Source organism: Synechococcus sp. C9 (assembly GCF_022984075.1).
In the GTDB taxonomy this organism is placed as follows: domain Bacteria; phylum Cyanobacteriota; class Cyanobacteriia; order Gloeomargaritales; family Gloeomargaritaceae; genus Gloeomargarita.
In genome coordinates this window covers 39,569-62,569 of record NZ_JALAAD010000001.1, presented here as the reverse complement: position 1 = coordinate 62,569, position 23,001 = coordinate 39,569, and the positions used below count along the sequence as shown (strand labels likewise).

Sequence of the window (23,001 nt, the reverse complement as noted above, 5' to 3'; positions counted from 1 at the left end):
CTGCTAAAAATCAATCCCATCCGGCGTGCGAGGGAAGGGAATCACATCCCGAATATTACCCATCCCCGTCATAAATTGAATCAACCGCTCAAACCCCAAACCAAAGCCCGCATGGGGCACCGTACCATAACGGCGTAAATCCAAATACCACCAATAGGTCTGGGGGTCTAAACCCTGATTTTCTAACCGTTTTAATAATACATCGTAGCGTTCTTCCCGTTGGGAACCCCCAATCAATTCCCCAACCCTGGGAACCAAAACATCCATAGCGGCAACGGTTTTTTCATCCTCATTCAACCGCATATAAAAGGCTTTGATTTCCATCGGATAGTTATACACAATCACCGGTTTTTTGTACAATTCTTCCGCCAAATATCGCTCATGTTCTGATTGTAAATCCATCCCCCATTTTACCGGATACTCAAAAGATTTTCCTGATTTTTGTAATTGCTCAATCGCTTCCGTATAGCTCAACCGGGCAAAGGGTTGTTGGATGATATTCTGTGCCGTGTCCAAAACCGTGCTATCAATCCGTTGTTGGAAAAATTCCAGGTCGCTGATCCCCTGTTCCAAAACATAACGAAATACATATTGCAAAAAGGCTTCCGCCAAATCCATATCCCCCTGCAAATCGCAAAAAGCCATCTCCGGCTCAATCATCCAAAATTCCGCCAAATGCCGGGATGTATTCGAGTTTTCCGCCCGAAAGGTTGGCCCAAAGGTATAAACCTTGGTCAGGGCGGTCGCCAGGATTTCCGCCTCCAATTGACCGCTGACCGTGAGATAGGCCGGACGACCAAAAAAGTCCTGGGAAAAATCCCCCTCCCCCTGCGGATTTTGGGGAATGCGGTTGGGGTGACGCAGGTCAAACTGGGTGACGGTAAACAATTCCCCCGCCCCCTCACAGTCGCTGGCGGTCAAAATAGGGGTGTGCGCCCACACAAATCCCCGCTCCTGGAAAAACCGATGGATGGCGACCGCACAGTGGTTGCGAATCCGCAGGACGGCCCCAAAAGTATTGGTGCGGGGGCGCAAATGGGCAATCGTGCGTAAAAACTCAAAGGAATGGCGTTTCTTTTGCAGGGGATAGCTGTCCGGGTCCGCATCTCCGTACAGGGTAATCGCTTGCGCCTGCAATTCGACCCGTTGCCCTTGGGCGGGAGAAGCGACCAACAGCCCTGTCACCCCAATGGCCGCCCCCGTGTGCAAGCCAGCGGCCAGGTCATAGGCGGGCGATTCCCTGGGGACGAGAATCTGTAAATTGGCCAGACAACTGCCATCGTTGAGTTCCAGGAAACATAGCTCCTTCAACTCCCGGCGGGTACGCACCCAGCCCTGAGCCAACACCGGGGTATCCGGGGCGGTCTGGTGGAGTAGTTCCCGGATCGGGGTCGCCTGCATCACCTAAAACCGCACCAGTACGTTTGCCACCCGTCCCCGCCGGGCCACGGTCAGCACCATCGCCCTGGGTCGGCGATCAAGAAACGCCCGCAATTCTTCCGGGTTCTCCAGGGGCCAGCCATTCACCGCCAGCAAACGGTCCCCCGGGCGCAGACCAATCGCCTCTGCCGGAGAGTTGGGTTCCACATCCCGCACGGTCAGGGTTTCCGGGTCCAGAGCCACCCCCAAGCGCACCCCCTGGGCATTGGGGAGATTGGGGCGGGCTTCCGGTCGGCTGGCCACCGCCGGGCCGGGATTATTGCGGTTTTGGGCGATAAATGCCTGGGCATTCAGGATGCTGGTGGCAAACCCAATGCCGATATTGCCACCCACACTGCCGGGACTCAAAATCGCCCGATTGACCCCAATCAACTCCCCCCGGGAATTGAGCAGGGGACCGCCGGAGTTGCCCGGATTAATCGCCGCATCCGTTTGCAAATCCCCATTGGGAGCGATCCGGCTGAGAATGCCGGTGGTGTAGGTGCCGGACAGACCAAAGGGACTGCCGATGGCAAATACTCTCTGCCCCACCTGAATCCCCTCCCGACTCGCCAAGGGCAGGGTGGGTAAACGGCCTTGGACATTCTCCAGACGCAGGAGGGCTAAATCCCTCTGCCGGTCGGTGGCAATCACCCGGGCATTGTAGCGGACACCGGTCTGCGTGATCACTTGTACCGTGCGAAAGCCGCTGACGACGTGTTCCCCGGTCAGTACCAACCCATCGGGGCTGATGATGCTCCCCGAACCGTTGCCATTCCCCGCCCGAATGGTGACAACGGCAGGGCTGGCCTTTTGATACACCTGGATGCTGACCTGCTCATCCCCCTGGAAGCGGGTTTGCGCCCAACTGGGGGAAACTGAGATTACCGGGGTGGCGGTAGCCAACGTCAAACCCAGCAGAGGCAACAGAAATGTGGAAGCTTTCATAGTCGTGGCGTATGCTTAGTATCCAGTTTAGACGCAGAAATCGGGTCTGGGTTGCCGGGGGGGGCATTTTTCTCAGGGTTGTCCCACCACCAGTTCAAACACCGCCCGCACCGGTCGGTGGTCGCTATAGGTCGGGTGGTTGGCTGGGCTACAGTATTCCGGTTCTGGATAGAGAATGTCACTGGCGGCAGACCAGTTTTTCGCTTCACCCGCCACAAACACAAAATCCAAAACCGAATTAAATTCTGGACTGCATTGGGTGTCCACCAAAACCTCCGGTTGCACCCAGCGAAACACATCATCCTGGGTCAATAAATCAAACCCCCGGTCCCGTTTGCCGCCCCGACTGTCAATATCCCAGTCCAGGTTGTAATCCCCCACCGCAATGATCGGTAAATCCTGGGTGCGTGCCCATTCATTCAGCAGTTGCGCCTGCCGATGCCGCTCTTGGGCAGTTTGCGCATCCCCCCGGCGCAGGTGATTGACCATAAACAAAAACCGTTGTCCTGTGGGTTCAAACCGAAACTCCACCACCAAGGGGGAACGGAGCCTCCCCCGTAGGTTGATCTGATCCAATTCCTCATGGCGCAGATAGGTCAACCGCCGGGCATTATAGACCACCCCCAAGCGGTCTTTGCCCCCGGAACGCCCCAGCAACCAGCGGTAATCCGACCCCCACCCGGACTGCATCGCCTGCCGAAATTTCTCCATCCAATCGTTGCTCTCCACCTCGGCAAACCCCCAAATATCCACCTGGTTGCGGTGGGGCTGGATGTGTTTTTGGGCAATCACCCTGGCATCAGCACTCCCGGATTCCACATTGAAGCCCGCCACCACCAACCGGGACGAGGAATCCACCGGCGCACAGGCGACTAATAACCATATAATCCCGCCGATGCCCAGCCACCAACGCCCCATGCCTTGCCACCTCAGAGGATTACCGATTACCGCCTCCATCATAAGGCTCAGGGTAACCAGCGGGGTTGCCGCCCCCACAACCCCAAGTCCTCCGGCAGTTGGGCAATCGGATTCGCCCCCAAGGGGAACCGCCACAGATGCCCATTCACCTCCAACAATAAATTCCGCCCATCGGGAGCCAGCGCCATGTGGGGGACAGCCGGGTCGTCAAACTGCACCAGGGGCAGAACCTGCTTGGTGGGCAAGGCAATCGCCGCCAAATAGGGCAGTTCCTGGTAATTATTCGCCTCCCCCGCCTCGGTAGCAATCACATACACCCACGGTCGTCGGGGGTCAAAACTGGCACTCAGCAAAGAACCCCGCAGGCGCAATAATTCCTGCTCCCCCGCCCCCCCCACCAAAAACAGGGAACGGGTAAAATCGCTGTTGAATTTCACCATCAACGCCCGGGTGCCCAGCCGGTCAAACTCCAACAACTGCCCAAACTTCGGCAAAAAATCCAAGGGTTTCGCCTCCGGTTGCAGGGGCAATAGCGCCAACCCCTCCCCCTGGGCCATCACCAGGTTTTGCCCATCCGGGGTCACTCGAAAATCCCCACCCAACGCCAGATGCAACGCCTGCCGTCTGCCCCCCAACTCCACCTGCCACAGCCCTGACTGCGCCGAATTGTGCAAACTCGCCCGTGCCACCACCAACTTATCCCCGCTGGGAGCCAGGTCAAATTTCAAATTCTGAAACCCCTCACTCGCCAACAGAGTTTCCACCCGTCCTGCCGCCTGTCGGGGAGGCGTGCCATTGGGCGTAGCGTACTGCAACCCCGTCGTCACCGTGTACAATTCCGTACCCGCCAGAGGGTCATCCCGCCGTTGGGCACTAAACACCACCCGATCCGCCTGGGGCAAGGGCTGGGCATCCAAAACGATCAAATCCGCCGGGGTCAACACCTGATGCGTCCCCTGGGTGAAATTGTGCAGTACCAGTCTGCCCGTTTCCTCCCCCTGAGTGCCCACATAAATAAACCCCTGGTCCCGGGTGGCAAACCGCCCCTGAAACGGCTCGATCCGCTCCCCCCGCCCGTACTTATCCTTTGCTTCCGTCAGTTCAACCTGGTACTCTCGCCCATAGGGAATCGGCTCCAACAGGGTATAAGCCAAGCGGCGACCCGCCCAACTCACCTTCCCCGGCAGACCCGGCGTAATGCGTAAATGCTGTTCCACCGTGCGGGTATCCATCGGGCGGTTAAACGTCAACAAAAACGCCTGATCCTGCGCCCCCACCACCCGTTCCTGCCAGGAAAACTGTTGCACCCGGGGACGGGAATGATCCCCCCCACCCAACAACAGGGCGATGAGGATACCCAAGATTGCCAACACCAACCACGCCGCCCGGTCTAAAGGCTGTCCTAGCCGCCGTTGACGCACCTTCGCCCCCCGGTTGCCGTCTGGTTAATCACTATACATCACCTACGTTGCCGCTGAATTGCCCTTGCGCCGTGTCCGCCCCCGATACTCCGACTTCCGCCGCAAACCCAACGCCTGCACCTGCGCCGAATCCCGCCCATACTGGGCAATCACCTGCTCCTTTGCCGCCAAAATCAAATTGTGAAACCGCCACTCACTGCTATTTGCCTCATCCCGTGCCGCCTTCGCCGCCGCCAACGTCTGCACCTCCAAAGACTGCTTCGCCTGCATGGTCTGCAACGCCTCCATCAACACCTCCCGCCGACACTCCGGGTTGCTCGGGGTGTAATCGGGAAATGCCAACAATGCCGCCAACACCTCCTGATCCGCCTGCAACAGAGCCGGACGCAACCGCCGTGACTCATCTTTAGCCATAACAATACCCAACTATAAACAACTGCCCCCAGTATATTCCCAAAACCAATCAACGTAAATCAAACGCTAATAAAGCTAAAATCTAACCCACTAAAATTTTTGCTTAATTTAAGATAATTATTGTATAGCCTTATTAAATTAAGGCTTGCGGTTAGCAAATTAAAGCTTGTATTAATAATATTAAATTGTAACTATACTCAACCATGTTTTAGTCAAGGGGTAACTCCCAGGAATCCGCCTGTGACGTGGGGAAATTCAGCACTCTAGGCAGGGAAACCGTCGCTTGTGCATAGCCCATAGCAGATTGGGCAAAGAGCAAACCAGGCAATTCATTCCCTTGAGATTAGGTTTCAATAGTTGCAAAGGTCATTTTGGGATCAGATCAAAAGTGGATTATTTAATAATTAATTATCGGGTTTTAATCCTAAAATAAAACCAAATTTTCGTTGACATTTCTCAATCATCCCATCTAAAATCAAGGCAACAAGACCTAGTCCAACAAAACGCTAATTTAATCGCTTACCCAAGAGCAAACATTAAGGATTGGTTATGGACGAAGCCACCCTGACTCGAAAGTTAGAAGCCAGTTTGAATGACAGCAGTTTAGTCCTACAAGTTGCCTTTGCTGTCCCCTACGTGCAGGTGGTGATTAACCGCACCCAACTCCCGCCGGATTATCCCGCCCTGAGCCAGCGCATCGCTGAATTATTGGGGCAAATCGGCATTCCAGAGATGCAATATGTCGCCGTTTACGGACGGGTGTACGGGCAAGAAGAATTAGAATACGAAACCAGTTTAGACATCGTCGCACCGGCACCGACTGCCCCCACCCCAGTTAGCAGTAGCGAAAATCCTTTTTTAACCGCAGTTGCCGATACCCCTGCCCCCAGCGAACCCGAACCGTTTAACCTTGCCAAATACTGTTTTACCCGCAACCGGGCGTTATTAACGGCTGACCTACCCAGCCCCAAAATTGCCCTGGCAGAATTACTCCGGGATTTTGATCATTTTCTGGACTCAGAGAAGCAACTGATTTTAGAGCAATTCAGCACTTTTTTACGCAATCCCGATGGGGTCAATACAGCGAATTGGTCGGAGGAAATGCGGGCGTGGTTGGGCAAAGTGCGGAACTTTGGGGATGAAGAAACCCGCAATATGGCGATTTGGCTGAGTCGTTATTGTGCCCACCCGGAGACCACGCTAGAGACGGTGCGGGGGGTGATCAAGGCGGCGAAGGAAGCGGCAAAAGAACGTGCCAGACAGGAGCGGGAAGCCCGTTTAGCCGAACGGCAAGCGAGAACGACCTCGGGGGGACGGAGTCAGCCAACTGCTGACAGTAGCCATAGTTCACATGGAGCCACAATGCCGTTTCCTAGCAAAGCGGTTAGTGAACCGATAGCTCATCCTGCAACCAAAATTTTTACTTTACTAGGTTTAATTATCCTAACTGTTGTGGTTACCTATGTCGGTCGAGCTGTAACATTTTCAATTGACATTTTAGGTACGATTTTCTTTATATTCACGCTCTTGGGTGGTTGGTACCTAAGCATCTGTAATGAAGTCCAATTTCTAGTTCTGGGGCGTGTCAGTCTAAAAGCTTTATTTATTCACATGATCATATTTATAGTTGCCATAATTCCAGCCATAATTATCTATTTCATAACTCTGTTGCTCATGCCCTGGATAGCTGTTGCGTGGGTTGGGGGAATCGCCGGAGTGATTATTGGCAGTATTGGTCGTTCAGTTGTCCGTGGTTTGGGGACATCAGAAGAGTATGAAGATATGAGTTTTGCCCGATTTCGTGGTCTAGCAAAACTAGTATTGGGATTGAGTCTTTTAGGTATGATTTTGGGTATAGTTATCGGGGGAATACCTCAACTAGGGGAATTTAATTTTGGTAATAAAGATAGTGAAACCAACCCCACTTTATCTCGCTGTAGCGCCATCTTAAAGCGGTATGGGGAAGGGGTAACTGTAGGCGAAATTGAAGCAATCATTGGTAAACCCCCAAGTGTTGCCAGAACAGAGGGATTTGGTATGGCTACAATGATATGGGATTACGAGGATATTAAAGTTTATGTAATGAGTGACGATCTTAATAAGCGTTCCTTTGCCTTGAACGTTCAATGCGTTGAACCGGGTAGTGACTCCGAGTAATGACTGATAGGATTTTTGCCCTTTGAATAGGATGCGTGGAGGTTGAGTGATGAATAAAGTTTTCAAATATAGCAATCTCAGGGATTTATGCTAATATTCCATGCAACGAAGTGGGATACGGAAGAGAAATGAGGGTTTGCCCTGTGCTACTGGCATTACCAGACTTGTTGGTTGAGCGGGGGATTCCCACACCTATAGCGGTCTTGAGTCAAAAAAGGACAAAGCTAGAATCGTGAACACCGAGTTTTTCACAGCCACCCCATAACCGGCAACTCTGAAATTCATGGCGAAGCTCGAAGACCTCACCCGTGGTGCTACTGTCAGAGGCATTTTGCCAAATCATAACGTGACCATCATTGATGCGAAGTGGCATGGGAGTGACGTGGTTGAACTGACCTATAAGGATGCGAACGGGCAACCTCACACGGAGATTCTGTTTCGTGACCGGGAGCCGACCTTGGCAATCGTTACGGACGGACGACCTTGGGGTTTTGACGGGGATGGTGCGCTGTTGCGGTTGGTTTCTGAAGCCCATCGCATTCGTTTGGCTCACTTATTTGATCCACTGCTGGCGGTGCATACCTCGTTGGTGGAACCTCTGCCTCACCAGATCACGGCGGTTTATGGCGAAATGCTGACCCGGCAACCCCTGCGGTTTCTCCTAGCAGACGATCCAGGAGCCGGAAAAACCATCATGGCGGGGCTATTTATTCGTGAACTATTGATTCGGGGTGATTTACAAAAGTGTTTGATTGTTTGTCCTGGCAGTTTGGCGGTGCAGTGGCAAGATGAATTGTTGCAAAAATTTCATCTGCCTTTTGAGATTTTGACCAATGACCGGCTCGAAGCGGCTCGCTCTGGGAACGCCTTTGCGGAAATGCCCCTAGTGATTGTGCGGTTGGACAAACTCAGTCGTGACGAGAACTTGCAGTTAAAGTTACAACAGACAGACTGGGACTTGATTGTGGTGGATGAGGCGCACAAGATGTCTGCCTCGTTTTTTGGGGGTGAAATTAAGGAAACCAAACGTTATAAGCTCGGTAAATTGTTATCAACCCTGACTCGCCATTTCCTATTGATGACGGCAACGCCTCATAACGGCAAGGAGGAAGATTTTCAGCTGTTCTTAGCACTGTTGGATGGGGATCGCTTTGAGGGGCGATTTCGAGACGGGGTACATACTTGCGACCCATCGGACCTGATGCGTCGTTTGGTCAAGGAGGACCTGCTGAAATTCGATGGCAAACCGCTCTTTCCTGAACGTTGTGCCCATACCGTCAAGTATGTTTTGTCTGACCTGGAGGCAATGCTTTACAAACAAGTTACAGAATATGTCAGGGAGGAATTTAACCGGGCTGAAGCCTTAGCCAATGATGGACGAAAAGGGACAGTTGGTTTTGCTTTAACGATTTTGCAACGTCGGCTTGCTTCTTCTCCAGAAGCGATTTATCAGTCTCTTAAACGACGGCGGGAGCGGTTGCAGAAACGCCTACGGGAAGAAGAACTACTTAAGAGAGGAGAGCGGATTGAGAAGAAAGGCGAGACAGGAGCGCAACAATTTCTCGCTTCTCAACTCTCGTTACTCACTCCTCTAATTGACCCGGAGGATTGGGATGATGATTTTGAGGATGCCCCTAGTGATGAACGAGAACAACAAGAGGAAGAAGTAGTTGACCAAGCCACGGCGGCTCGTACTATCGCTGAACTGCAAGCGGAAATTCACCAGCTCGGTGAACTGGAAAATTTAGCCCTACGGGTGCGACGCAGTGGCAAGGACCGCAAGTGGGATGAGCTATCCAAGCTGTTACAGAATAATGCAGAGATGTTTGATGCAGGGGGACAGCGCCGAAAATTAGTTATCTTTACCGAACATCGCGATACCCTAAATTATTTGGTCAGTCAAATTACCACCCTGTTGGGGCGACCGGAGGCGGTGGTGACGATTCATGGGGGTATGGGACGGGAAGAGCGTAAGAAAGCAGAGGAAGCCTTTAAGCAAGATGTGACGGTGCAAGTGTTAATCGCTACGGATGCGGCGGGGGAAGGGATTAACCTGCAACGAGCGCATTTGATGGTCAATTATGACTTGCCCTGGAACCCCAATCGGTTGGAGCAACGCTTTGGCAGGATTCACCGGATTGGACAGACGGAGGTGTGCCATCTTTGGAACTTGGTAGCAGAAGAAACGAGGGAAGGAGATGTGTATCTCGCACTGCTTAAGAAGCTAGAAATTGAGCAAAAAGCTCTCGGCGGCAAGGTGTTTGATGTGTTGGGGAAAGCAATCGCCGGGAAGGAACTACGGGAACTGTTGATTGAGGCAATTCGTTATGGCGATCGTCCTGAAGTCAGAGCAAAGTTGGATCAGGTGGTGAAGAACCGCTTGGATCAAAACCGTCTGCGAGCATTGCTAGAAGAACGAGCCTTAGCAGGGGATTCGATGGATGTGACTAAGGTACAACAAATTCGCCGGGAAATGGACAGAATAGAAGCCCGCAAACTCCAGCCCCATTTCATCTCAGCCTTTTTCTTGGAAGCGTTCCAGTGCTTGGGCGGTACAATTCACCAGCGGGAACCGAAACGCTATGAAATTACCCATGTTCCGGGGATAATTCGTAGTCGGGATCGTTTGATTGGTAGGGGGCAGGTGATTTTGAAACGGTATGAGCGGGTTTGTTTTGAGAAAAACTTGATTAGTGTGGCGGGAAAGCCCTTGGCTGAGTTTATTTGTCCTGGTCATCCGCTCCTGGATGCCACCATTGACCTGACTTTGGAGCGTCACCGCCATCTGCTTCGTCAAGGGGCTGTTCTCGTTGATGACAATGACCCCGGTGAGGCAGTTCGGGCATTGGTGTACTTGGAGCATTCGATTCAGGATGGACGGACAGAACGGGATGGCAGTAGAAGGGTTGTATCACGGCGAATGCAATATGTGGAGGTTTTTGACCCTCACCCCCCAGCCCCCTCTCCCCAAGGGCGAGGGGGAGAGAACTCAGAACCTTCTCCCTCTGGGAGAGGGCAGGGTGAGGGGGTAAGAATCAGAAATGCTGGTTATGCCCCCTACCTGGACTATCGCCCGTTAGAGGAGAGCGAAAAGCCCTTGGTCGCATCGGCTCTCAATGATTTGGGTTTGCGTGAGGATATTGAAAGTAAAGCAATGAGTTATGCCATTGCCCATCTGGTTGCTCCCCATCTGCAAGAAGTAAAGGAAGGGAAAGAAAGATTGATTGAAAAAACAGTGCGGGCAGTTAAAGACCGACTGACGAAAGAGATTAACTATTGGGATCAACGGGCGGCGGATTTACGTTTACAGGAACAGGCAGGCAAACCCAATGCCAAACTGAACTCTGCCAAAGCCCAACAACGGGCGGATGAATTGGCGGCACGCTTGCAAAAGCGATTGCTGGAGTTAGAACAGGAACGCCAACTTTCCCCTTTACCGCCTGTAGTAGTGGGTGGGGCGTTGATCCTGCCCATCGGCTTATTGCAAAGACTCCAGGGCAAGCGGACATCTACCCCTAACACCTTTGCGAGAGAAACCCAGCGGGTGGAACAAGCGGCAATGTTAGCAGTCATGGCAATAGAGCGATCGCTGGGACATGAACCAAAAGATGTGAGTCATGAAAAGTGCGGCTATGATATTGAATCATTTGTGCCCAGTACAGGGAAATTGCGATTTATAGAAGTCAAAGGCAGGGTAGCAGGGGCGGAAACGGTTACAGTTACGAAAAATGAAATTTTAACCGCCCTGAATAAACCCGATAATTTTATTTTGGCATTGGTGCAGGTTCCCGTTGATCGTGATTTTGTCGAGGGGGACGCATATCGAGTGCGAGAATCTGATGGAGATTATCAATTAGATTGTGCAGTGCGCTATGTGCATCAGCCATTTCAGCCCCCCGATTTCCGGTCATGCAGTGTAAATTACTCATGGAAAGAACTGTGGCAAGATGGATATGACCCAAGGAGGACAAATGTATGACCACTCTTAAGCTAAAAGTGATCTCAAAACAAGAGAGAATTACCCTGAGAGCAATCGCCCTCTCGTAAATTGCAATATGAAAACCCTTTTGAGCCAGTGATGGATATAAGAACTATCTCAGACAAGTTTGATGGTCTCTCTTGCCCCTTTTGACAATGTTCCACCCAACCCTTGGATAGATGTGATGTGTAATCGCATCATCAAGCACTTTGCCCCCCTAAAAATCATCTTGTTTGGCTCCTATGCTAGAGGCGAAGTTACTCCTCACAGCGACATTGATCTCCTGATAGTATTTTCCACTGTGGATAATAAACGGCAGAAGACTTTGGATATTCTTGCCTTACTCAGCGATTTACCTATCCCCAAAGATATTGTGGTGACAACGCCAGAAGAAATTCAAGCCTATGGGCATCTGGTCGGCACGATTCTACGACCTGCTCTGTGCGAAGGGAAAATGCTTTATGAGTGTCCCCAGTCCTGAACAAATAGGGCTAGTCCAGCGGTGGTGGCAATACGCCACAGAGGATTTGCAGGCGGCAGAGCTATTGATGCAAAACAATCCTGAAGTGCCCCGCCATATCTGCGCTTTTGCCCAGCAGTCGGCAGAAAAAGCTCTGAAAACAGCATTGGTCTTAGAGCAAATTGATTTTCCGAAAACTCACGATCTTGATCTTCTGAAGAATCTTCTGCCAGATAGTTGGGGAGTGAAACATAACTACCCGCAGTTGGGAATACTCACGGACTGGTTCGTTGTGTCCCGCTATCCGATATTGAGGGAAAACTTAACTGAAGCTAATGCTAGGGAAGCTATAGAATTGGCGAGAGGAATTTGGCAGTCTATTCTCCAAGATTTGCTGACACGGCAGATTCCACTTGAGGTCTAGGCTAAACTGGTTGAAAATTTATACTCTCAACTCCTGTGACCCATCGCAAAAACTAGAGTCGGCATGGGCATCCCTCTACCCTGCACTTGTGGTGGACACGCAGACCTTTGGCGGCTTGTCGGGCGGTGCTGTGGGCTTCCCTTGTGGATGACCCTTCTAGTTGGGCTGATCAATTTCCGATGGAAAGAACTGTGGCAAGATGGATATGACCCAAGGAGGACAATATGAAGTTAAAAGTTATAGTGCATGAAGCTGAAGAGGGTGGTTTTTGGGCGGAAGTACCAGCTATTCCTGGCTGTGCAACCCAGGGGGATAGCTTTGAAGAGTTGCTGACAAATCTTTATGAAGCGATCGAGGGTTGTTTGTCCGTGGACATTGAAGCCCCTGCTACTTCTGAAAAAAGCAGAATTATGGAAATTGCTGTGTGAAGTCCATTTTAGGTAAGCAGTTTGCCAAAATTTTGGAACGTAAAGGATGGCAATTGGTTCGAGTGCAGGGTAGCCATCACATTTATACTAAACCTGGTGAATCAATCCGCATTTCTGTCCCGATCCACGGCAATAAAGACCTCAAAATTGGACTACTCCGCCACTTTATGAAACAAGCTAAGCTATCAGAATCTGATCTCGAATAACCTTTATCCTATGAAAAAAAAGCTGATTGAAGCTGCCCTACCCCTAGAAGCCATCAACATGGAGTCGGCACGGGAAAAGTCTATCCGTCATGGGCATCCCTCTACCTTGCATTTGTGGTGGGCACGCAGACCTTTGGCGGCTTGTCGGGCGGTATTGTGGGCTTCCCTAGTGGATGATCCTTACCAGTTGGGCTGATCAATTTCCGATGGAAAGAACTGTGGCAACATGGATATGACCCAAGGAGGACAACCCGTGAATGTCCATAAGCTCTCCGTGACTTTGATAGAAGATGGAACCCTACTGCTGAAAGGATTGCCGTTTCACGCTGGGGATACAGTGGAAATCATCATTCTGGAGCAGAAAAAGGCAGAACGACCAATAGACCACCCATTGCGAGGGACTGTGCTACGCTATGACGATCCCTTTGAGCCAGCCGTACCTACTGAAGATTGGGAAGTGCTGAAGTGATTATTTTAGATACTCACATTTGGGTGTGGTGGGTCAATGACAGCCCTCAGTTAACGAAGCGACTGCGGGAGTTAATTACTATACATCAATCAAGCAGTTTAGGAGTTAACATCTTTTCTTGCTGGGAAGTTGCCAAGCTAGTAGAAAAGGGTCGTATGGAATTGACTGGCTCAGTCAATGAATGGCTAAATATAGCAATTTCTTACCCCGGAGTACAACTGCTGGATTTGACCTTGCCGATCGTGATTCAATCTACGCAACTTGTAGGATTTCACAATGATCCAGCGGATCAAATTATTGTGGCAACAGCACAAGTTTATGACTGTCCACTCTTGACGATGGATGCCAAGATTGTTAACTATCCCCATGTTAAAATTCTGAAGTAATACGGATGTCTTTATGCCCCAACGCAAAAAGCTGATTGAAGTTGCCCTGCCCCTAGAAGCAATCAATATGGAGTCGGCACGGGAAAAGTCTATCCGTCATGGGCATCCCTCTACCCTGCACTTGTGGTGGGCACGCAGACCTTTGGCGGCTTGTCGGGCGGTATTGTGGGCTTCCCTGGTGGATGATCCTTCTAGTTGGGCTGATAAGTTCCCGACGGAAGAAGAACAAGCGAAAGAAAGACAACGGTTATTCGATATTTTGGGGCGAGTGGTCATTGAGACTGATAAGAAAGGTAGTAAGAAGCAAGTCGTGCGGGGGTTGGTGTCTTGGGATGACATCAACGACCCAAATTCGGGGGTGTTAGAGGCGGCACAGCGGGAAATTGCCCGATGTTTGGCATGGGAACGGGGGGAAGAACCACCGACGGAACCAGAGGCGGTCAGGCGCTACATTGCCCAGTATGCTCCTCCTGTCTATGACCCGTTTGCAGGTGGGGGTTCAATTCCCTTGGAAGCTCAGCGGTTGGGATTAGAAGCTCATGCCAGCGATTTGAATCCTGTAGCGGTACTAATCAATAAGGCGTTGATTGAAATCCCGCCGAAGTTTAGGGATCAGCCACCAGTGAACCCGATTGATTGCCCTCACCCCCCAGCCCCCTCTCCCACAGGGCGAGGGGGAGTAGTTGATTTGAAGCGGTGGTATGGGGCGCAGGGATTAGCGGCGGATGTACGTTACTACGGAGCATGGATGCGGGATGAGGCTTTTAAGCAGATTGGGCATCTGTATCCGAAGGTTGCCCTCACCCCCCAACCCCCTCTCCCCAGGGGCGATGTTTCCCTCACCCCCCAGCCCCCTCTCCCACAGGGCGAGGGGGAGTTGGAGAAGTGGGAAGTTCCTCCAGCAATTCAGAAGAAAATGCAGGAGGTAGCTCGACAACTGCGGCGGGAATCTACACGTTCTGAGGCGATTTTGTGGGAAGTGTTGCGTAACCGTAAGTTGGAGGGGCGTAAGTTTCGGCGGCAACACCCGATCGGCACATTTGTGGTTGATTTTTTCTGCAAGGAAGAGGCTTTGATTGTAGAAGTTGATGGGCCAATCCACGAGCATCAAAAAGATTTGGATCGCCAACGGCAGGAACTGTTGGAAAGTCTAGGATTGCGGTTTGTGCGTCTCAGTAGCCATCTTGTGGAAACTAATCTTCCCCTAGCATTGGAGCAAATCCGCGCCGCCTTTCTCCCCTCGCCCTCTGGGAGAGGGGCCGGGGGTGAGGGAAAAGCAACGGTCATTGCTTGGCTGTGGGCAAGAACGGTGAAGTGTCCTAACCCTGCTTGCGGTTGTCAGATGCCGTTGGTTCGATCGTTTCAACTTTCGACCAAGAAGGGCAAAGAGGCTTGGGTAGAGCTGGCGATCGAGCGGACGGATGCCCCTCTCTCCATGGGACAGAGTATCCCTCACCCCCCAGCCCCCTCTCCCCAAGGGCGAGGGGGAAAAAACTCAGAACCCTCTCCCTCTGGGAGAGGGCAGGGTGAGGGCCCAACCATCCGGTTTGTGGTGAAGTCGGGTCAAGGCAAAGCCCCCGAAGGCACAGTGGGTCGCAAAGGGGCAAAATGTATCGCCTGTGGAACTCCTGTAGCTTTGGATCATGTGCGCCAAGAAGGTAGAGCAGGACGCATGGGCGCGCAGTTGATGGCGATCGTGGCTGAGGGACAAAACGGCAGAATTTATCTCTCTCCCACCGCAGAGCATGAAGCTATTGCCAAATCTGCTCAACCAACCTGGAAACCGGATACAGAGTTATCTACTCATTCGCAATACATGGCGGCTCCCCGCTACGGCATGACCAAACACGCCGATCTATTCACCCCTCGACAACTGGTAGCCCTTACAACCTTCAGCGATTTGGTAGCAGAGGCACGGGAACAAGTCATCAAAGATGCGATCGCCGCAGGACTCACTGATGATGATGTGCCCTTGGCTGAGGGTGGAACAGGAGCTAGGGCTTATGGAGAGGCGATTAGCGTTTATTTGGCGTTTCTAGTTGATCAGCTGGCTAATCACCAATCAAGTGTATGCCGATGGGAACCGGGAAATCAGCAAATGCATAGTGTTTTTGCACGCCAAGCTATCCCAATGGTTTGGGATTTTGCAGAAAGTAACGCTTTTTGTGAGTCATCTGGAAGCTTCCATAATTTGTTTACTAGACTGCTAAAAGGTTTGTCATCTATTCCTTCAGATTTAAACTATGCACAAGTCACCCAACACGACGCAACGGCTCCTCACCCCCACGACACCATCCCCAAGCTCATCTCCACCGATCCCCCTTATTATGACGCAGTTCCCTATGCAGACCTGTCTGATTTCTTCTATGTTTGGCTACGTCGCTCCCTTGGCTCCATTTATCCCACCATTTTCAATACAGTTTTAGTGCCCAAAGCTCAAGAAATGGTGGCGGATCACTTTCGGCATGGCAGTAAAGATAAAGCTAAAGAATTTTTTGAAAGCAGTCTCATCAAAGTTTTCGATCGTGTCAATCATATAAATCATCCTGATTATCCTGTCACAGTTTATTATGCTCTAAAGCAAACCGAAAGCGGTTCTGATGATGATGAAGTTGATGACCTTGATGCAGTTGATCTTCCTAACAAGAACGCAAAAGATAATAGTCAGAGAGCTTCAACAGGCTGGGAAACTATTCTCCAAGGTTTGATTCAATCTAACTTTAGCATTGATGGCACCTGGCCCCTTCGTACTGAGTTGAGTAACCGCATGAGAGGACAAAAATCTAATGCCCTTGCCTCTTCCATTGTCTTGGTTTGCCGTCCCCGTCCAGCGGATGCGCCCAAAGCCAGTCGTAGTCAATTCCTCAAAGAACTCAAACAAGAACTACCCCAAGCCCTCAAACTTCTGCAACAGGGCAGTATCGCCCCCGTAGATTTAGCCCAAGCCAGCATTGGTCCAGGGATGGCGGTTTATTCTCGCTATGCCGCTGTCCTAGAAAACGATGGTTCTCCCCTCACTGTCCGCACCGCTCTGCAACTGATTAACCAATACCTCGATGAATACCTCACCGAACAGGAAGGGGAATTTGACAGCATTACCCGTTGGGCACTCACTTGGTTTGAACAATATCAATTTGAGGCGGGACTGTATGGCGATGCCGAAACCCTCAGTAAAGCCAAAAATGTCAGTGTGCAAAGCATGGTCGAAGCGGGAATTTTGGAAGCAAAAGCGGGTAAAGTGCGATTGTTGAGAAGAGAGGAAATAGAAGAGAGGAAAGATAAATCCTCACTCCTCGCTCCCCCCGACTGGCTCATCACTCAAACCCTGATCCACGCCCTCGATCAAAAAGGGGAAGTTGGTGCCGCTGAATTGTTGGCTAATCTGAATGACAGAGGAGCGATCGCCCGTGATCTTGCCTATCGGCTCTATAGTTTGTGCGACAAAAAAGGTTGGACACAAGAAGCGATCGGTTACAATAGCTTGGTGATCTCTTGGTCGGAAATCAGCCGTTTAGCTTTAGAAATGAACCAGCGTAATGTCCAGACTGCTTTGTTCTAACCCTTGATAATGTATGGTTGCTCTGCAATTAAAACCCATCCTAGAACTCACCGATGCAGTTTTTGAACAACTCTGTCGGCAGAACCCTGACCTACGCCTAGAGCGCACCGCCCAAGGAGAATTGATCGCTATGGCACCCGCTGGCAGTGAAACTGGATATTACAACGCCGACTTGCTTGGTCAACTGTGGCAATGGAATCGCCAGAAGCGACTGGGAATAGTACTGGATTCATCCGCTGGTTTTACCCTGCCCAATGGAGCTATCCGCTCACCCGATGCCGCTTGGATTAACGCATCTCGTTGGAATGCCCTCACAGCCGCACAACGCCGCCGTTTTGCGCCCCTCTGTCCCGATTTTGTTTTGGAACTCAAATCCCCCAGCGATGACTTGTCCACCCTACAAGCCAAGCTACAAGAATACATGGAAAATGGCGCACAATTAGGATGGTTAATTGATCCCGAAACCTGCCAAGTTTACTGCTATCGCCCCGGGCAGACCGTACAAGTGTGCGATCGTCCTAATACCCTCTCTGCCGATCCTGTCCTGCCTAACTTTACAATGGATTTTACCCTAATTTGGAGTTAATTTACTGAGGAATTAACACCTATGGTCGCTCTGAAATTAAAACCCACCTTAGAACTCACCGATGCAGTTTTTGAACAACTCTGTCGGCAGAACCCTGACCTACGCCTAGAGCGCACCGCCCAAGGAGAATTGATCGCTATGGCACCCGCTGGCAGTGAAACTGGATACCAAAATTTGAGTCTCAGTGCCCAGCTTTGGCAATGGAACCGACAAACTAAACTAGGTGTAGCCTTTGACTCTTCCGCTGGCTTTACTTTGCCCAATGGAGCTATCCGCTCGCCCGATGCCGCTTGGATTAACGCATCTCGTTGGAATGCCCTCACAGCCGCACAACGCCGCCGTTTTGCACCCCTCTGTCCCGATTTTGTTTTGGAACTCAAATCCCCCAGCGATGACTTGTCCACCCTACAAGCCAAGCTACAAGAATACATGGAAAATGGCGCACAATTAGGATGGTTAGTTGATCCCGAAACCTGCCAAGTTTACTGCTATCTCCCCGGGCAGACCGTACAAGTGTGTAACCGCCCTGATACCCTCGCTGGTGATCCTGTCCTGCCTAACTTTACAATGGATTTTACCCTGATCTGGAATTCCCACTAAGTCACAAAAATATGGTTACCCTGCAACTACGCCAACTAGATGTTCCCCTCGGTCAACGACTGTTAATCCATGACCTAGACTGGTCAGAATTTGAAGCTATTTTGACAGAATTAGGCGAAAAGCGATCGTTTCGGATTGCCTACAGCGATGGAACTTTGGAGATTAGAATGCCCCTACCCAAACACGAACGACAAAAATCCATACTTGGCGATATTGTTAAAATCTTATTAGAGGAATTAGAAATTGATTGTGAATGCTTTGGCTCAACCACATTTAAACTAAAAGAGATGAACTTTGGCATTGAGCCAGATGAGTGTTTTTACATCCAAAATCATGCAACTATGATTGGCAAAGACCGCCTAGATTTACTTGTTGATCCGCCCCCCGACCTTGCGATTGAGGTTGATGTGACCTCCACAACCCAGATCACAGCCTACACCCGCTTAGGAGTACCCGAACTTTGGGTTTATGATGGCACAGGATTGAAAATCTATCTTTTGCAATCAGGAGAATATCAAGAGTCCACTGTTAGTCCTACCTTTCCCCATCTGCCAATTTTAGAATGGGTATCAGAAGTACTGGCACAAAGTCAGGCAATCGGTCGCAGTCCCGCCCTGCGTTCCCTACGGCAAAGGATTAGAACATTGCAAGGGTCAAAACCTTGAAAATCTCAAAAATATAGCAATCCTAAATGAAAATGGAATAGGGGTCGCAGGGGCACCGCCCCCGTCCTTGGTTCTGGGAAATTTTTGTTGGTTAATCAAATAGGATTGCTATAGCTTTGCCCAATGTATTGTCGCCATAATCGTTGACCAAATTTTTAATCAACAGGACAACGCCGTTACCAGCGGCACAATTTGGCGATTCTTGAGTTTGGCAGACAAAACTGTTAGTATTGATTTAAGTGAATGCGACATCAACAAAGACCTAGAGCAAATACTCAGCATTTTCGTCCATCCCACCCGCTAACCCCCTCACCTCCTATGTCAATCACCAATCGTGAACGCATCGGCAGAGCCTTAGACCTTCTCGGTGATGAATTATATCCCTACATAGAACGGGAAATGAAAGCAGAATATGGCGATCAATGGCTAGAAGTTGCCGCTACTACCATACCAGAAAGTTATTTACATAATAAAACCGCTGAACAAGCCCTAAAAACCGATGTCTCAGCTCTGTTAATTTTGATGTGGCAGAAATGGAATGATGTTTTCAAAAAAACCTTAGGACAATCAGAAAGAACTTTAATTAGCGAACTGAGAACAACTCGAAATGACTGGGCACACACCAAAATCTTTTCGACCGATGATACCTATCGTGCCCTAGATAGCATTGTTAGACTCCTAAACGCCATTTCTGCTCCACAAGCTAACCAAGTAGAACGACAAAAACAAGAACTTCTCCGTCTCAAATTTGAAGAACAAGCCCGCCAGCAAACCCGACGCATCGCTACTTCATCAACAGAAGGACAACCATTATCAGGATTAAAGCCTTGGCGGGAAATTGCCACACCCCATCCCGATGTGGCATCAGGAAGCTTTCAATTGGCAGAATTTGCCGCCGATCTCTGGCAGGTTTATCTCGATGAAGGTGCTGATGAATACCGTGACCCCACTGAGTTTTATCGCCGCACCTATCTGACAGAAGGATTGAAAGAACTACTTAAGAATGCTTTACGCCGTTTGCATGGACTAGGTGGCGATCCCGTAATTGAATTGCAGACCAACTTCGGCGGTGGTAAAACCCATGCCATGCTGGCACTCTATCACCTATGCCATGCTCTTAAAATAGCTGATCTTCCTGGTACAGAACCCATCTTTCAGGAAGTAGGTATTGACCACCCTCCTCAAAATGTCAATGTTGCTGTCTTGGTGGGTAATAAACTCCAGCCCAGTGGAATTATGCCCTATGGTGCTGATGGGGCAAAGCGTCCTGTCATTAACACCCTGTGGGGCGAATTGGCATGGCAATTAGGGGGTATGGAAGGATATGAAATGGTACGGCGTGCCGATGAAACCGCTACCAACCCTGGCGATACCCTAAAAGCTCTTTTTAACCGCTTCTCTCCCTGTTTGATTTTGATTGATGAATGGGTTGCCTATGCCCGACAATTACATGAACAGAATGACCTAGCAGGCGGTAGTTTTGATACCCAGTTCACCTTTGCTCAAACCTTGAGTGAATCGGCTAAAAGTGCTAAAAAAACTCTCTTGGTGGTCAGTATTCCATGTTCTGATATTGAAACTGGGGGCGAGCGGGGCAAGGAAGCTCTCACTAGATTAAAAAATGCAATCGGGCGAGTAGAATCCCCTTGGCGACCTGCCAGTGCCGAAGAGAGTTTTGAAATTGTGCGGCGGCGTTTATTTCAACCGACTACCGATCCTGCCTTGTTTGTGCAGAGGGATGCAGTGATTAAAGCGTTTATGGATATGTATCGCACCCAGAGTGTTGAATTTCCTAGTGAATGCAAGGAATCCGACTATGAGCGACGCATGAAAGTCGCCTATCCCATCCATCCTGAATTGTTTGATCGCCTTTATTCCGACTGGTCTAGCATTGACAAATTCCAAAGAACCCGGGGCGTACTGCGTTTAATGGCAAAAGTCATTCATTCTCTATGGGAACGCCATGACCAAAGCCTGATGATCATGCCCGCCCATGTGCCGATGGATGACCTGCAAGTGCAACCTGAACTCACTCGTTATCTGGATGACAATTGGATTCCGATCATTGATAAAGATGTGGATGGAGCTAATTCTTTACCTCTATCTCTCGATGGTAATAATCCCAATTTAGGGCGCTATTCTGCCTGTCGTCGGGTTGCCCGGACAATTTACATGGGTTCTGCTCCCACTTTGCGAGCCGCCACGAGGGGATTAGAAGAACGACGGATTAAGCTGGGTTGCGTGCAACCGGGGGAAACTGTTGCCACATTTGGCGATGCCCTGCGCCGCCTCACGGACCAAGCCACTTATGTCTATGTGGATGGCAATCGTTACTGGATTTCCACCCAGCCCAATGTGAATCGTTTAGCTCAGGAACGGGCAGAACAACTGTTGTTGGATCGTCATTTTGTCTGGGAAGAAATTGTCAAACGCCTGAGAGCAGACAAGAACAAAGGGGAATTTAGCGCTGTGCATATCGCCCCCGAATCCACTGCTGATCTACCCGATGACCCCAATTCAGGGGTAAGATTGGTTGTCCTCAATCCAACCTATGGGCATCGTAAAGGGGAAAGCAATAGCCCTGCTCGCCAGTGGGTTGCAGATGCGTTGAATTCCCGAGGTAGCAGTCCTCGCTATTACAAAAATACTCTATTATTTCTATGTGCAGATGGCGCTAAACTGGAAATTCTGGAAAAGAATACTGCTCAATATCTAGCTTGGAAGGGAATTATTGATAATAAAGATGTCCTTAACTTAGATGTCTTTCAATATAAGCAGGCTGATACTAAGTTCAAACAATCCAATGATGCGGTGGTAGCAACTCTGCGGGAAACCTATCAATGGTTACTAATTCCTCATCAACCCAATGCCCAAGGTGGAATTGCATGGAAGGAGACACGCCTAGCCAATCAAGACTCCCCCATCCTACAAGCGAGCCGCAAAGCTGTCCATGAAGGTGACCTCATCCCCGTCTATTCAGCCACCAACCTACGACTCGAAGCCCTAGACAAATTTCTCTGGCGGGATATCAATCACATCGATCTCAAACGGCTTTGGGAATATCTCACCCAATACCTCTATTTGCCCCGATTAAAGCATCCAGAGGTGCTTTTAGATGCAGTGCGCAATGGTGTCGCCTCAACGGCTTGGTCTGACCACTTTGCCTATGCGGAAGGCTTTGATGAAGCTAAGAGCAGGTATATCGAGTTAAAAGCAGGTACAGGTATCAATCCCAGCATTAGTTCCCAAAGTCTTTTGGTAAAACCAGAAGTAGCTCAGCAACAATTGGATGAGGAAAAGAGAAAAGAGGAACGAGAAGAGAGAAGTGAGGAAAGCGAAACAACGAGCAATCAACAACTCATTTCTGACTTCTGTCCTCCCACTCCTCCCATTGCTCCCCCACCCAAGCATCGTAGATTTTTTGGTAGTGTGAATTTAGATGCAATACGTATCAATCGCGATAGTGCCACGATCGCTGACGAAGTCATTCAACATCTCACCGCTTTGAATGGCGCAACGGTCAAAATCACTCTGGAAATTGAAGCTGATATTCCCAATGGAGTTCCCAGCGATGTAGAGCGCACTGTGATGGAAAATTGCCGGACGCTTAAGTTTAATCATCAATCATTTGAGCAGAATTGACACAAGGAAATCAAGACTATAGCAATCCTAAATGAGAATGGAATAGGGGTCGCAGGGGCACTGCCCCCATAATGGTTCTGGAAACTTTGTGTATGCCTACGGCACGCAAGCTAATGTAAATCAAGTAGGATTGCTATATTAGGTGAAAGAACGTTTTAGCCAGAAGCGTACCCAATTGAAATAAAGTCACCGGTTAGCTTGTCTTGCGATTGAGATGGGTGACCAGGGATTCGAACCCTGAGCCAGCGGATTAAGAGTCCGATGCGCTACCGTTGCGCCAGTCACCCAGACCCCCCGATAAATTTTATCGAAGGGAAATC

General features: G+C 50.1%; 19 protein-coding genes and 1 tRNA gene. 14 read left to right on the top strand and 6 right to left on the bottom strand.

Annotated elements, in window-relative coordinates; all coding sequences use genetic code 11:
- Positions 1–3: 3 nt before the first annotated feature.
- From asnS to MLD66_RS00265, 5 genes are all read right to left on the bottom strand, one after another.
- Positions 4–1,401, bottom strand: coding sequence for an asparagine--tRNA ligase (gene asnS, locus MLD66_RS00285; RefSeq protein ID WP_247214957.1), 1,398 nt, complete (start codon positions 1,399–1,401; stop codon positions 4–6).
- A gap of 3 nt (positions 1,402–1,404) precedes the next feature.
- Positions 1,405–2,367 carry a trypsin-like peptidase domain-containing protein gene (locus MLD66_RS00280; RefSeq protein WP_247214956.1) on the bottom strand — a complete coding sequence of 321 codons (963 nt, stop codon included), beginning with the start codon at positions 2,365–2,367 and terminating at the stop codon, positions 1,405–1,407.
- Between the two features lie 72 nt (positions 2,368–2,439).
- A complete protein-coding gene (locus MLD66_RS00275) occupies positions 2,440–3,285 on the bottom strand; it encodes an endonuclease/exonuclease/phosphatase family protein (RefSeq protein ID WP_247214955.1) in 846 nt (281 codons plus the stop codon).
- Between the two features lie 47 nt (positions 3,286–3,332).
- Entirely contained in the window at positions 3,333–4,706 is a 1,374-nt protein-coding gene (locus MLD66_RS00270; protein WP_247214954.1) for an Ig-like domain-containing protein, read from the bottom strand.
- Positions 4,707–4,748: 42 nt separating this feature from the next.
- Positions 4,749–5,120, bottom strand: coding sequence for a hypothetical protein (locus tag MLD66_RS00265; protein ID WP_247214953.1), 372 nt, complete (start codon positions 5,118–5,120; stop codon positions 4,749–4,751).
- Between the two features lie 549 nt (positions 5,121–5,669).
- Between MLD66_RS00265 and MLD66_RS00260 the strand changes: the two genes are divergently transcribed.
- The 14 genes from MLD66_RS00260 (at position 5,670) to MLD66_RS00195 (ending at position 22,681) form a co-directional block, all read left to right on the top strand.
- Positions 5,670–7,277: a hypothetical protein gene (locus tag MLD66_RS00260; protein WP_247214952.1), complete on the top strand. Its 1,608-nt coding sequence runs from the start codon at positions 5,670–5,672 to the stop codon at positions 7,275–7,277.
- A gap of 283 nt (positions 7,278–7,560) precedes the next feature.
- Positions 7,561–11,256 (top strand): helicase-related protein, encoded by a 3,696-nt coding sequence (locus tag MLD66_RS00255; protein ID WP_247214951.1) that lies wholly within the window; start codon positions 7,561–7,563, stop codon positions 11,254–11,256.
- Between the two features lie 184 nt (positions 11,257–11,440).
- Positions 11,441–11,737 (top strand): nucleotidyltransferase domain-containing protein, encoded by a 297-nt coding sequence (locus tag MLD66_RS00250; RefSeq protein ID WP_247214950.1) that lies wholly within the window; start codon positions 11,441–11,443, stop codon positions 11,735–11,737.
- A complete protein-coding gene (locus MLD66_RS00245) occupies positions 11,718–12,140 on the top strand; it encodes a HEPN domain-containing protein (RefSeq protein ID WP_247214949.1) in 423 nt (140 codons plus the stop codon). The genes MLD66_RS00250 and MLD66_RS00245 overlap by 20 nt, the downstream gene beginning before the upstream one ends.
- Before the next feature lie 224 nt (positions 12,141–12,364).
- Positions 12,365–12,568: a type II toxin-antitoxin system HicB family antitoxin gene (locus MLD66_RS00240; protein ID WP_247214948.1), complete on the top strand. Its 204-nt coding sequence runs from the start codon at positions 12,365–12,367 to the stop codon at positions 12,566–12,568.
- Positions 12,565–12,774: a type II toxin-antitoxin system HicA family toxin gene (locus MLD66_RS00235; protein ID WP_339396851.1), complete on the top strand. Its 210-nt coding sequence runs from the start codon at positions 12,565–12,567 to the stop codon at positions 12,772–12,774. Before MLD66_RS00240 ends, MLD66_RS00235 begins: the two co-directional genes overlap by 4 nt.
- Before the next feature lie 10 nt (positions 12,775–12,784).
- A complete protein-coding gene (locus tag MLD66_RS00230; RefSeq protein ID WP_247214946.1) occupies positions 12,785–12,970 on the top strand; it encodes a DUF1156 domain-containing protein in 186 nt (61 codons plus the stop codon).
- A gap of 36 nt (positions 12,971–13,006) precedes the next feature.
- Positions 13,007–13,243, top strand: a complete 237-nt coding sequence (locus MLD66_RS00225) for a hypothetical protein (RefSeq protein ID WP_247214945.1) — start codon at positions 13,007–13,009, stop codon at positions 13,241–13,243.
- On the top strand, positions 13,240–13,629 hold the full coding sequence (locus MLD66_RS00220) for a type II toxin-antitoxin system VapC family toxin (protein ID WP_247214944.1): 390 nt from the start codon (positions 13,240–13,242) through the stop codon (positions 13,627–13,629). The genes MLD66_RS00225 and MLD66_RS00220 overlap by 4 nt, the downstream gene beginning before the upstream one ends.
- Positions 13,630–13,642: 13 nt before the next feature.
- Positions 13,643–17,188: a DUF1156 domain-containing protein gene (locus MLD66_RS00215; protein ID WP_247214943.1), complete on the top strand. Its 3,546-nt coding sequence runs from the start codon at positions 13,643–13,645 to the stop codon at positions 17,186–17,188.
- Between the two features lie 13 nt (positions 17,189–17,201).
- Positions 17,202–17,774, top strand: coding sequence for a Uma2 family endonuclease (locus tag MLD66_RS00210; protein ID WP_247214942.1), 573 nt, complete (start codon positions 17,202–17,204; stop codon positions 17,772–17,774).
- A 21-nt stretch (positions 17,775–17,795) separates the two neighbouring features.
- The gene (locus MLD66_RS00205; RefSeq protein ID WP_247214941.1) at positions 17,796–18,374 is read left to right on the top strand and encodes a Uma2 family endonuclease; all 579 of its coding nucleotides are present in this window, start codon (positions 17,796–17,798) and stop codon (positions 18,372–18,374) included.
- Between the two features lie 11 nt (positions 18,375–18,385).
- Positions 18,386–19,039 (top strand): Uma2 family endonuclease, encoded by a 654-nt coding sequence (locus MLD66_RS00200; protein WP_247214940.1) that lies wholly within the window; start codon positions 18,386–18,388, stop codon positions 19,037–19,039.
- 318 nt (positions 19,040–19,357) lie between these two features.
- Positions 19,358–22,681, top strand: coding sequence for a Swt1 family HEPN domain-containing protein (locus tag MLD66_RS00195; RefSeq protein ID WP_247214939.1), 3,324 nt, complete (start codon positions 19,358–19,360; stop codon positions 22,679–22,681).
- Positions 22,682–22,896: 215 nt separating this feature from the next.
- Here MLD66_RS00195 and MLD66_RS00190 read toward each other — a convergent pair.
- A tRNA-Lys gene (locus MLD66_RS00190) sits at positions 22,897–22,968 on the bottom strand.
- Between the last annotated feature and the right edge of the window lie 33 nt (positions 22,969–23,001).

Coding starts and splice junctions, on each gene's coding strand:
- asnS (WP_247214957.1), bottom strand. CDS start 1,401: ATGCAGGCGACCCCGATCCGGGAACTACTCCACCAGACCGCCCCGGAT.
- MLD66_RS00280 (WP_247214956.1), bottom strand. CDS start 2,367: ATGAAAGCTTCCACATTTCTGTTGCCTCTGCTGGGTTTGACGTTGGCT.
- MLD66_RS00275 (WP_247214955.1), bottom strand. CDS start 3,285: ATGGGGCGTTGGTGGCTGGGCATCGGCGGGATTATATGGTTATTAGTC.
- MLD66_RS00265 (WP_247214953.1), bottom strand. CDS start 5,120: ATGGCTAAAGATGAGTCACGGCGGTTGCGTCCGGCTCTGTTGCAGGCG.
- MLD66_RS00260 (WP_247214952.1), top strand. CDS start 5,670: ATGGACGAAGCCACCCTGACTCGAAAGTTAGAAGCCAGTTTGAATGAC.
- MLD66_RS00255 (WP_247214951.1), top strand. CDS start 7,561: ATGGCGAAGCTCGAAGACCTCACCCGTGGTGCTACTGTCAGAGGCATT.
- MLD66_RS00250 (WP_247214950.1), top strand. CDS start 11,441: ATGTGTAATCGCATCATCAAGCACTTTGCCCCCCTAAAAATCATCTTG.
- MLD66_RS00245 (WP_247214949.1), top strand. CDS start 11,718: ATGAGTGTCCCCAGTCCTGAACAAATAGGGCTAGTCCAGCGGTGGTGG.
- MLD66_RS00240 (WP_247214948.1), top strand. CDS start 12,365: ATGAAGTTAAAAGTTATAGTGCATGAAGCTGAAGAGGGTGGTTTTTGG.
- MLD66_RS00230 (WP_247214946.1), top strand. CDS start 12,785: ATGAAAAAAAAGCTGATTGAAGCTGCCCTACCCCTAGAAGCCATCAAC.
- MLD66_RS00225 (WP_247214945.1), top strand. CDS start 13,007: ATGACCCAAGGAGGACAACCCGTGAATGTCCATAAGCTCTCCGTGACT.
- MLD66_RS00215 (WP_247214943.1), top strand. CDS start 13,643: ATGCCCCAACGCAAAAAGCTGATTGAAGTTGCCCTGCCCCTAGAAGCA.
- MLD66_RS00210 (WP_247214942.1), top strand. CDS start 17,202: ATGGTTGCTCTGCAATTAAAACCCATCCTAGAACTCACCGATGCAGTT.
- MLD66_RS00205 (WP_247214941.1), top strand. CDS start 17,796: ATGGTCGCTCTGAAATTAAAACCCACCTTAGAACTCACCGATGCAGTT.
- MLD66_RS00200 (WP_247214940.1), top strand. CDS start 18,386: ATGGTTACCCTGCAACTACGCCAACTAGATGTTCCCCTCGGTCAACGA.
- MLD66_RS00195 (WP_247214939.1), top strand. CDS start 19,358: ATGTCAATCACCAATCGTGAACGCATCGGCAGAGCCTTAGACCTTCTC.